This is a genomic window from Streptomyces sp. NBC_00158 (genome assembly GCF_045160885.1).
GTDB lineage: Bacteria > Actinomycetota > Actinomycetes > Streptomycetales > Streptomycetaceae > Streptomyces.
Genome location: NZ_CP108161.1, coordinates 5567399 through 5577862, shown reverse-complemented (window position 1 = coordinate 5577862; position 10464 = coordinate 5567399). Strand labels below are relative to the sequence as shown.

The window sequence follows — 10464 nt, the reverse complement described above, 5'->3', positions numbered from 1 at the left end:
TCTGGGGGCGGAGCCCCCGGGGGGTCCGGGGCAACGCCCCTGGGGGTACCTCCCAGCGGTAGCTGGGGGAGGAACGGGCGAAGGGCGGGTAGGGGACCTCGCCCCGCAGGGCACGCCCCCACCCCGCCCCACCGCCCGGCCAGGGCAACGGCAGGGCCCGGCCACCTGACGGGCGGCCGGACCCCGCGGAACCGGGGGCTACGCCCCGAGGGCCCGGCGCCGCCGGAGCAGCACGACCGCCCCGCCCGCACCCAGCGCCAGCGCCCCGGCTCCGGCCCCGACCGCCACCGGCACCCCGCCGGACCCGGCCTCCGGGCCGGAGGAGCCCTCGGCGAAGCCCCCGGCCCGGCCCCCCTCGGCGTACGCGGACCCCGGCAGCTTGTCCCCGTACAGTCCCGTGACCCGGGCCCGGTACCCGGCCAGCGTCGTCCCCCGGTCCCCCACGGCCCGCGCCGCGTCCTCGTCCAGCGGCAGCACCCGGTCGCCCCGTGCCACGTACCAGGCGTCGATCTGCGGCTCGCGGAACACGGTCCCGCCGGGCAGTTTCTCCGCGCCGAGCCGGGCGTAGCGGAACTCGTCGTCGCCGGTGGCGATGTTCACCACCTGCCAGCCCGCGCCGGTCTTCGCGGTCCACAGGGCGGCCTTCTGGCCGTCCGAGGAGACGGCCGCGCTCGCCAGGAACTCCAGCCGCGCCACCGGCGCCCCGGCCTTCCCGGCGACGAAGTCGGGCGACAGGTAGCTCACCGGGGTGACCCCGTCCTCGACCCTGGGCTGCGCGGCGGCCACCGACACCTTGCCCTCGCGGGCGAAGAACCGGGAGAGCGTCGCCAGGGTGTCGGGCGCGGCGGCGGCCTCGTGGGCGGCGGCCCGGTTCTCGGCGGTGGCGGTCTGCGGCTGCGGTACGGGAGCGGCGGCGGCCTGCCCGCCCGTGACCAGTACGACTACGACGGCGGCGAGGGCCGCGGCCGCGGAGGCGCGGAGCGTCATGGCGGTCACGCCCCGATCCGGTAGAGGGAGTGGGTCCAGGAGAAGGTGCTGTTGTCCACGTACCAGGCGTGGGAGGCCCAGTTGTAGCGGTCGCTGGAGGGCCAGGGGTCACCCCAGTAGACCCAGTTGCTCGCGGTGTCGTAGCCGTAGAGGACGTGCATGTGGCCGCCGCCGTTGGACCACTGGATGCGGGTCTCGACCGGGCGGTTGGCGTTGATCTCGGTCTGCACGGTGGAGTACTGGAGCCAGCCGGTCACGTAGCTGCCGGAGTTGATGCCGGCCCAGCGCAGTGCCGTCTGGACGTTGCCGAGGGTGGCCTGGTTGTTGGGGCACTCGGTGCCCTGCTGGCGGTTGAAGGCGGCGTTGCAGAACTGGTTCTGGCTGTAGTTGCGGCCGAACCAGGTGGCGATGGTGTTGCCGCCCGCGGCCCAGCACCAGTTGTTCTTCTGCTGGGCCTGCATGGTGATGTTCAGCCGCTTGGAGGCCAGGGCGGCGCTCGGGGCCTCCGCGCCCGTGTCGGCGGCGGTGGCGGTACCGGCGCCGATGCCGACGGGCATCAGGACGAGGAGCAGGGCGGAGACAAGGGCGGGGAGCAGGGAGGCGGCCAGGGACGGCCGCCCTCTTCTGTTGCGCATCGCGTTCCTCCCGAATGGGGACCCGAGGTGGGGACTCGGGGTGTGTGGGGGTGGAGGAGCGCGTCCGGACGCTGTGGAGGAGCATCAGGGTGTTGTCGCGATCAGGTCAACACGCTTCAATACGCCGTGACATTGCAGTGTGAACGGTGGGGCTGTGGTGTGAACGGTTGCTGCCGTTCCACCAGCTCCCCCGGCACCACCGGCCCGGCCCCCCACCCGGCGCGTGTGAACGTTCACAGAGGAGTCGCCATGCGGCCCACCGGCGACCCGTCAGACGCGCCGCAGCTCGGCCCGCTGCTCCACGCGGGCCCCTTCCACGCCGCCCTGCGCGCCGCCATCGCCGCCCGGGGCCTGCCCCTGCAACGCGTCCAGCACCGGCTCGCGGCCCGCGGCATCAAGCTCGGTGTGACCAGCCTCAGTTACTGGCAGCAGGGCGCCCGGCGGCCCCGGCACCCCGAGTCCCTGCGGGCGGTCTCCGCCCTGGAGGAGATCCTGGGGCTGCCCGGCGGCTCCCTGCTGCGCCTGCTGGCCGATCCCCTCCCCGCCGCCGTCCCGCCCCGCCCGGCCGCCCGCTCCTACCGGGCGCTGGTCAGCGTGGGCGCGGCGGTGGAGGGGCTGCTGGCCGGGCTGGAGCTGCCGGCGGACGGCGGCCTGCACACGGTCGGCCACCACGAGCGGGTCCGCATCGGCCCGGGCGGCGAGCTGCGCACGCGGGATTCGCAGCAGATCGTCCGGGCCCACCGCGACGGCGTCGACCGCTACCTCGCCGTGCACCACGGCGATCCGGGGTGCGACGCGGCGCGGGTGGAGGTGACGGCCTACGAGAACTGCCGCACGGGCCGCGTGCGCCGCCACCCGGAGGCCGGGGTGGTGGTGGCGGAGCTGCTCTTCGACGCGCGGCTGCGGCGCGGGGACACGTACGTCTTCGGCTACGGCCTCCGGGACGGCACGGGCGGCCGCAGCACGGAGTACGTGCGCGGCTTCAGCTACGCGGGCGGGCAGTACATGCTCCAGGTCTCCTTCGACGAGGCGGCCCTCCCGGTCCGCTGCCGCCGCTTCGCCCGCACGGGCCCCGAAGCCCCCCGCACCGCCCTCGGCGACCTCACCCCGAGCGGCCGCCACCGCGCGGTCCACCTGCTGGAACAGGGCGTCCGCCGCGGGATCCTGGGCATCACCTGGGACTGGGAGTAGCCGGGACGCGCCCTAGCCCGCGATCAGCTTGCCGTTCTCCACCTTGACCGGGACCGCCGGGAGCGGGTCGGTGGCCGGGCCGCGCAGGACCTTGCCGGTGGTGACGTCGAAACGGCTGCCGTGGCAGGGGCAGTTGCCCTCACCCTCGACGACCTTGTCCAGGACGCAGCCGGCGTGCGTGCACTGGGCGCTGAACGCCTTGTACTGGCCCTCCGCCTGGCAGCTGACGACGACCTTGCGCTCGCGGAACAGCTTCGCGCCGCCGACCGGGACGTCGGCCGCGCCGCCCAGCTCGACCGGCTCCTTCGGAACGGCCGGGCTGCCCGCGCCGCTGTTGGTCTCGGTGGAGCACGCGGTGAGCGCCGTCCCCGCGCCCACGGCCCCGGCGAGCGCGGCGGCGCCCTTGAGGACGGTACGGCGGGCGGCGGGCTGCTGCGCGGGCATGCGGTTCTCCTGGCACGAGTGGCGGGCCCCGGATGCGGGGTCCACGGGTCGACCCGACGATACCGGCGTCCGATGGGATACCTTCCCCCGCGTGATCGTCGTCGGTGGAGAAGCCCTGATCGACCTCGTGCCCGTCGAGCGGCCGGCGGGCGCCCTGCTGCCCCGGCCCGGCGGCGGGCCCTACAACACCGCCCTGGCGCTGGGCCGGCTCGGGGCGGAGGTCGCCTTCTGCTCCCGGGTGTCGGCGGACGGCTTCGGCGAGAGCCTGCTGGCCGGGCTGCGGGCCGCCGGGGTGGACCTGTCGCTGGTGCAGCGCGGGCCCGAGCCGACCACGCTGGCCGTGCCCTCGCTGGGCCCGGACGGCTCGGCCGTCTACGGCTTCTACGTCGAGGGGACCGCCGACCGGCTGTTCACCCTGCCGCCCGCGCTGCCCGTGGGCGCCCGGGCCCTCGCGCTCGGCACCTGCTCGCTGGTGCTGGAGCCGGGCGCGTCCGCGTACGAGACGCTGCTGCGCCGGGAGTCGCGGCGCGGGCTGCTGACCCTGCTGGACCCCAACGTCCGCCCGGCGCTGATCGCGGACCCGGAGGCGTACCGGGAGCGGTTCCTGGGGTGGCTGCCGTACGTGTCGGTGCTCAAGCTCTCCGAGGAGGACGCGGCCTGGCTGGGCGGCCGGGCCGGGGACTGGCTGGCGGCCGGGCCGTCGGCGGTGGTGCTCACCCGGGGCGCGGCGGGCCTGACCGTGTGGACCGGGGACGGCGCGGAGCACAGCGCGGCGGCCCTCCCGGTCGAGGTGGTGGACACCATCGGCGCGGGCGACACCGTGAACGCGGCGCTGCTGCACCGGCTCGCCGGGATCCCGGACGTCGGCGCCGCCGACTGGCCGGACGTGCTGGCGTACGCGGCCCGCGCGGCCGCCCTGACCTGCACCCGGGCGGGCGCCGAGCCCCCGTACGCGGCGGAGTTTCAGGCGGGCACCCCCTAGCCCGGCGGCTCAGCCGACGGCCGCCCACAGGGTGCGGGCGACCGCCGCGGCGAACTCCTCCACCGGCTGGACCACGTCGGCGCCGGAGAAGTGCAGGAAGAAGGCCCGCTGGAAGCACGCGCCGAGCAGCAGCGCGGCGGCGGCCCGGGGGTCGGCGTCCTCGCGGAGCCGGCCGGCGGCGAGCTCGCGGCGCAGCCGCCCCTCCAGGGCGTCGAGCACCACGTGCGGGCCGGCGCCGATCTCCCGGACCCCCTCGCGGTGGCGGCTGAGCAGGGCGGGTTCGGCGAAGAGGGAGGCGGCCATGGGCATGGCCTCGGCGTAGAAGAGCGCGGCGAGCCGGGCGATGCCTGCGAGCGCCTCTTCTCCCCCGCCCTCCTGCGGGTCGGCCGCGAGGGCGGCCATCAGCGGGGCGGCGTTCGGGGTGCGTTCCACCAGCACGCGCACGAACAGCTCTTCCTTGTTGGTGAAGTGCTTGTAGAGCGCGGCCTCCGAGCAGCCGGCCTCGCGGGCGATGGCCTTGGTGGTGGTGTTGGCGAGGCCGATGGTGCGCATGAGGCTCTCGGCGGCGTCCAGCAGGCGCTCGGGGGTGGGACGGCTTGACGTCGGGGTGGGCATTCACTCACCCTAGTGGACACAGGGGTGAGTGAATACTCACCCACCATCCCGGACGGGGGTCCCACGATGAAGATCACGGTGTTCGGAGCGACGGGCGGCGTCGGCCGCGAGGTGGTCCTGCAGGCGCTGGACGCGGGGCACGAGGTGACGGCCGTGGTCCGCGACCCGGCCCGGCTGGACGTGCCGGCGCACGACCGGCTGCGGGTGGCGGTGGTGGCGGACCTGACGGACGAGGAGGCGCTGCTGCCGGTCCTCGCGGGGCGGGAGGCGGTGGTCTCGGCGCTCGGCCCCGCGAACAACAAGCAGGCCCGGCTGACCCCCATCGCCGGACCGGCGCTGCGGGCGATCGTCTCCGCGATGGACCGGGCCGGGGTGAGCCGGCTGTCGGCGGTCAGCGCGGCACCGCTGGCGCCGGAGCTGCCGCAGGACGGGGCGCTGACGCGGCTGGTGGTCTACCCGCTGCTGCGGAGGCTGCTGCGGGACCTGTACGCCGACCTGGCGGTCATGGAGGCGGCGATCGGCGCGAGCCGGGCCGACTGGACGGTGGTCCGCCCGCCGCGGCTGCTGAACCGGCCGCGGACGGGGGCGTACCGGCGGGCGCTCGACGCCAATGTGCCGGGCGGGAAGGTGATCGCCCGCGCGGACGTCGCGGACGCGCTGCTCAGCGTGCTGGGTGACCCCTCGATGGCGCGCCACGCGGTGGGCGTCGCCGCCTGAGGCTGGGACCGGGCCGCTGCGCGGGGCTCGTCCCCTACCCGCCCTTCCACCGTTCCCCGGGCTCCGCCCGGACCCGTTCCGTGCGCTCCGCGCCCGGTGCGCTCAAACTCCCCCAGCTACCGCTGGGAGGTGCCCCCAGCACGGGCTGGATGTATCCAGCCCCGCCGGCGTTTGAGGCGCGGGGGTCTGGGGGCGGAGCCCCCAGGGAACGGGCGAAGGGCGGGGCGGGGAGCAGCCCGCGCAGCGGCACCCCCCCCCCGGCCAGCGGCTACGCCTTGCGGGTGCGGGCCGCGGCCTTCTTGGCCGGGGCCGCCTTCTTGGCCGCCGCCCGCTTCCTCGCCGGAACCGCAGCCGGAGGCGCCCCGGCGTCGGAGATCCGCTCCGCCCCCAGGATGTCCCGCAGGAACTTGCCGGTGTGGCTCGCGCCCACCGACGCGACCTGCTCCGGGGTGCCCTCGGCGACCACCAGGCCGCCGCCGTAGCCGCCCTCGGGGCCCATGTCGACGACCCAGTCCGCGGTCTTGATGACGTCGAGGTTGTGCTCGATGACGATCACCGAGTTCCCCTTGTCCACCAGCCCGGACAGCACCTTGATCAGCTTCGAGATGTCCTCGAAGTGCAGGCCCGTCGTCGGCTCGTCCAGTACGTACACCGTCCGGCCCGTCGACCGCTTCTGCAGCTCCGACGCCAGCTTCACGCGCTGAGCCTCACCGCCCGACAGGGTCGGCGCGGACTGGCCGAGGCGGACGTAGCCGAGCCCGACCTCGTTCAGCGTGCGCAGGTGCCGGGCGATGGTCGGCACGGCCTCGAAGAAGTCCAGCGCCTCCTCGATCGGCATGTTCAGGACCTCGGCGATGGACTTGCCCTTGTAGTGGACCTCCAGCGTCTCCCGGTTGTACCGGTCGCCGTGGCACACCTCGCACGGGACGTACACGTCCGGCAGGAAGTTCATCTCGATCTTGATCGTGCCGTCGCCGGAGCAGTTCTCGCACCGGCCGCCCTTGACGTTGAAGGAGAAGCGGCCCGGCAGGTAGCCGCGGACCTTGGCCTCCATCGTCTCCGCGAAGAGCTTGCGGACGTGGTCGAAGACGCCCGTGTACGTCGCCGGGTTGGACCGCGGGGTCCGGCCGATCGGCGACTGGTCCACGTGCACGACCTTGTCGACGAGGTCGTCGCCGTCCACGCGCGTGTGGCGGCCGGGCACCGACCGGGCGCCGTTCAGCTCGCGCGCCAGGTGGGTGTACAGGATGTCGTTGACCAGCGTCGACTTGCCGGAGCCGGAGACGCCGGTGACCGCCGTGAGCACGCCCAGCGGGAAGGACACGTCGATGTCCCGCAGGTTGTTCTCCTTGGCGCCGTGCACCGTCAGCCTGCGCTCGCCGTTCACGGGGCGGCGTACGTCCGGTACCGGGATCGACTTCTTGCCGGACAGGTACTGGCCGGTCATCGACTCGGTGTTCTTCAGCAGCTCCTTCAGCGAGCCGCTGTGCACCACCTTGCCGCCGTGCTCGCCGGCGCCGGGGCCGATGTCCACGACCCAGTCGGCCACCTTGATGGTGTCCTCGTCGTGCTCGACGACGATGAGCGTGTTGCCCATGTCCCGCAGCCGTACCAGGGTCTCGATCAGCCGGTGGTTGTCGCGCTGGTGCAGGCCGATGGACGGCTCGTCCAGTACGTACAGCACGCCGACCAGGCCGGATCCGATCTGCGTGGCCAGCCGGATGCGCTGGGCCTCGCCGCCCGACAGGGTGCCCGCGGCGCGGTTCAGCGAGAGGTAGTCCAGGCCCACGTCAACGAGGAAGCGGAGGCGTTCGTTGACCTCCTTGAGGACCCGCTCGGCGATCTTCTTGTCGCGGGCGTCGAGCTTCATCTGCCCGAGGAAGTCGGCGCACTCGCTGATCGACATGGCGGCGACCTCGGCGATGGAGCGCTCCATCACCGTCACCGCGAGCACGATCGGCTTGAGCCTGGTGCCCTCGCAGGTCGGGCAGGGCACCTCGCGCATGTAGCCCTCGAAGCGCTCGCGGCTCGCGTCGCTCTCGGACTCGGCGTGCCTGCGCTTGACGAACGGCACGGCGCCCTCGAAGGCCGTCGTGTACGCCCGCTCGCGCCCGTACCGGTTGCGGTAGCGCACCTCGATCTGGGTCTTGTGGCCGTGGAGCAGGGCCTTCTTCGCCCGCTGCGGCAGCCCGGCCCACGGGATGTCGGTCCGGAAGCCCAGCTCCCCGGCGAGGGCGCCGATCAGCCTCTGGAAGTAGTCCTTGGTGTGGCCGAGCGCCCACGGCGAGACCGCGCCCTCGTCCAGGGACTTGTCCTCGTCCGGGACGATCAGCTCCGGGTCGACCTCCATCCGCGTGCCGATGCCGGTGCACTCGGGGCAGGCTCCGAAGGGCGAGTTGAAGGAGAAGGAGCGGGGCTCCAGCTCCTCGAAGGAGAGGTCGTCGTAGGGGCAGTAGAGGTGCTCCGAGTACATCCGCTCGCGCTCGGGGTCGTCCTCGGCGAGGTCGACGAAGTCGAGGATCACCATGCCGCCGGAGAGGCCGAGCGCGGTCTCGACGGAGTCGGTGAGCCGGCGCTTGGCGCTGTCCTTGACCGTGAGGCGGTCGACGACCACCTCGATGGTGTGCTTCTCCTGCTTCTTCAGCGTGGGCGGCTCGGAGAGCTGGATGGTCTCCCCGTCCACCCGCGCCCGGCTGTAGCCCTTGGTCTGGAGGTCGGCGAAGAGGTCGACGAACTCGCCCTTGCGCTCGCGGACCAGCGGGGACAGCACCTGGAAGCGGCTGCCCTCGGGGAGCGCGAGGACCTTGTCGACGATCGCCTGCGGCGACTGCCGGGAGATCGGGCGGCGGCACTCGGGGCAGTGCGGCTTGCCGATGCGGGCGAAGAGCAGGCGGAGGTAGTCGTAGACCTCGGTGATCGTGCCGACGGTGGAGCGGGGGTTGCGCGAGGTCGACTTCTGGTCGATCGAGACGGCCGGGGAGAGGCCCTCGATGAAGTCGACGTCGGGCTTGTCCATCTGCCCCAGGAACTGCCGGGCGTAGGAGGACAGCGACTCGACGTATCGGCGCTGACCCTCGGCGAAGATCGTGTCGAAGGCCAGGGAGGACTTGCCCGAGCCGGAGAGGCCGGTGAAGACGATGAGCGAGTCGCGGGGCAGGTCGAGCGAGACGTTCTTCAGGTTGTGCTCGCGAGCGCCACGAACGATGAGACGGTCGGTCACGCCGGTCGCACCTTTCTTGAGTGAGCGGGGGCACGGGCCCCGACTGTCCAGGGTATGGGGGGCGCCTCTGCGATGGGATGGAGTCTGACTTCCGAGCGTATAGCACGCACATTCGATTTACGGCACTCCCGAGACCGCTTCACCCGATCGTGTGGCGGGACCCCGTGAGCACTAGGCTCGGAACCATGACTGATCATGTGCACGACCTGGCCTCTGTACGTGAAGCCACGGACCGGCTGCTGACCGCGGTCGCGAAACTGGACAACGCCTCCCTCTCCGAGGAGTCACACCTCCCGGGATGGACCCGCGGCCACATCCTGGCCCACCTGGCGCGCAACGCCGACGCCCTCGTGAACGTCCTCGAGGGCCGCCCCATGTACGAGAGCGCCACCGCCCGCGACGCGGACATCGAGCGCGACGCCGGGCGGCCCCTGGAAGAACACCTGGCGGACCTCCGTGATTCCGGGGCCGGCTTCCTCGCCACCGGCGAGCCCGCCCAGGACTGGCAGCGCACCGTCGAGCTGCGCAACGGCGTCACCGACCTTGCCGCCAACGTGCCCTTCCGCCGCCTGATCGAGGTCGAGCTCCACCACGTCGACCTGAACATCGGCTACGAGCTCCACGACCTCTCCGACGAGTTCACCGACCGGGAGATCGCCTTCCTCGCCGACCGCTGGTCCGGCCGCCCCGACGTCCCGCCGGTCACCCTCCAGTTCTCGGACGGCACCTTCGTCGCCCGCACCGGCGGCACCGAGGGCACCCCGGTGACCCTCAGCGGCGCCCGGGACGACCTGCTCGGCTGGCTGGCCGGCCGGGGCATCAAGGGCGCCCACCTCGCCATCGAGGCCGGGGACGCCGTGCCCGAACTCCCCGCGCTCTAGGATTCCGACATGACGTACAGCGGAGCGGTCAAGGTCGGCGGTCCGGCCGACGTGCACGAACTCGCGGACCTGATGATTTCCAAGGTCGCGGTGGGTTCCATGAACAACAACGCGTACCTGCTGCGCTGCCGGACCACCGGCGCGCAGCTGCTGATCGACGCGGCGGCCGAGGCGGACACGCTGCTGAACCTGATCGGCGACGACGGCATCGAGTCCGTCGTCACCACCCACCAGCACGGCGACCACTGGAGTGCGCTCCGGGAGGTCGTCGACGCCACCGGCGCGCGCACCTACGCGGGCGCGTACGACGCCGAGGGCATCCCCGTCCCCACGGACGTCCCGGTCCAGGACGGCGACACCATCACCGTCGGGCGGGTCTCCCTGACCGCCCGCCACCTGGTCGGGCACACCCCCGGCTCGATCGCGCTGGTCTACGACGACCCGCACGGGCACCCGCACGTGTTCACCGGCGACTGCCTCTTCCCGGGCGGCGTTGGCAACACGTCGGGCGACGCGAAGAACTTCGCCAGCCTCATCGACGACGTCGAGACCAAGCTGTTCGGGCAGCTGCCGGACGAGACCTGGGTCTACCCGGGCCACGGGAACGACACCACGCTCGGTACCGAGCGCCCGCACCTCGCGGAGTGGCGCGAGCGCGGCTGGTAGCGCAGCCGGCCCCCGGGGACCGTGCTCGGCGACGACCGCGGTCAACCCCCCGGGGCCGTGCACTCCTTCCGGTCGACCTTGACCGAACGCATGTCCTGGGGGTGCGGGTTGGGGTAGTTGCTGCAC

General features: G+C 73.2%; 10 protein-coding genes. 5 read left to right on the top strand and 5 right to left on the bottom strand.

The window, feature by feature from the left end; genetic code table 11:
• Positions 1 to 198: 198 nt before the first annotated feature.
• Both OG553_RS25675 and OG553_RS25670 read right to left on the bottom strand, forming a co-directional pair.
• The gene (locus OG553_RS25675) at positions 199 to 996 is read right to left on the bottom strand and encodes a hypothetical protein (RefSeq protein WP_405981244.1); all 798 of its coding nucleotides are present in this window, start codon (positions 994 to 996) and stop codon (positions 199 to 201) included.
• Positions 993 to 1622, bottom strand: coding sequence for a papain-like cysteine protease family protein (locus OG553_RS25670; RefSeq protein WP_405981243.1), 630 nt, complete (start codon positions 1620 to 1622; stop codon positions 993 to 995). Before OG553_RS25670 ends, OG553_RS25675 begins: the two co-directional genes overlap by 4 nt.
• 249 nt (positions 1623 to 1871) lie before the next feature.
• Here OG553_RS25670 and OG553_RS25665 point away from each other — a divergent pair, with 249 nt between their 5' ends.
• Positions 1872 to 2813 (top strand): hypothetical protein, encoded by a 942-nt coding sequence (locus tag OG553_RS25665; RefSeq protein ID WP_405981242.1) that lies wholly within the window; start codon positions 1872 to 1874, stop codon positions 2811 to 2813.
• 12 nt (positions 2814 to 2825) lie between these two features.
• On the opposite strand, the gene OG553_RS25660 is transcribed toward OG553_RS25665, so the two are convergent.
• Positions 2826 to 3257: a Rieske (2Fe-2S) protein gene (locus OG553_RS25660; protein WP_405981241.1), complete on the bottom strand. Its 432-nt coding sequence runs from the start codon at positions 3255 to 3257 to the stop codon at positions 2826 to 2828.
• Between the two features lie 91 nt (positions 3258 to 3348).
• Here OG553_RS25660 and OG553_RS25655 point away from each other — a divergent pair, with 91 nt between their 5' ends.
• Positions 3349 to 4239 (top strand): carbohydrate kinase, encoded by an 891-nt coding sequence (locus OG553_RS25655; protein ID WP_405981240.1) that lies wholly within the window; start codon positions 3349 to 3351, stop codon positions 4237 to 4239.
• Positions 4240 to 4248: 9 nt separating this feature from the next.
• Here OG553_RS25655 and OG553_RS25650 read toward each other — a convergent pair whose 3' ends face one another.
• Positions 4249 to 4854 carry a TetR/AcrR family transcriptional regulator gene (locus tag OG553_RS25650; RefSeq protein ID WP_405981239.1) on the bottom strand — a complete coding sequence of 202 codons (606 nt, stop codon included), beginning with the start codon at positions 4852 to 4854 and terminating at the stop codon, positions 4249 to 4251.
• A 66-nt stretch (positions 4855 to 4920) separates the two neighbouring features.
• On the opposite strand from OG553_RS25650, the gene OG553_RS25645 reads away from it, so the two are divergent.
• Complete coding sequence (locus OG553_RS25645; protein WP_405981238.1) at positions 4921 to 5571, top strand: NAD(P)-dependent oxidoreductase; 651 nt, start codon at positions 4921 to 4923, stop codon at positions 5569 to 5571.
• Positions 5572 to 5839: 268 nt separating this feature from the next.
• Here OG553_RS25645 and uvrA read toward each other — a convergent pair whose 3' ends face one another.
• Positions 5840 to 8791, bottom strand: a complete 2952-nt coding sequence (gene uvrA / locus OG553_RS25640; RefSeq protein ID WP_405981237.1) for an excinuclease ABC subunit UvrA — start codon at positions 8789 to 8791, stop codon at positions 5840 to 5842.
• A 185-nt stretch (positions 8792 to 8976) separates the two neighbouring features.
• Between uvrA and OG553_RS25635 the strand changes: the two genes are divergently transcribed.
• A complete protein-coding gene (locus tag OG553_RS25635; RefSeq protein WP_405981236.1) occupies positions 8977 to 9672 on the top strand; it encodes a maleylpyruvate isomerase family mycothiol-dependent enzyme in 696 nt (231 codons plus the stop codon).
• 9 nt (positions 9673 to 9681) lie between these two features.
• Positions 9682 to 10338 carry an MBL fold metallo-hydrolase gene (locus OG553_RS25630; RefSeq protein WP_405981235.1) on the top strand — a complete coding sequence of 219 codons (657 nt, stop codon included), beginning with the start codon at positions 9682 to 9684 and terminating at the stop codon, positions 10336 to 10338.
• Positions 10339 to 10464: the final 126 nt, after the last annotated feature.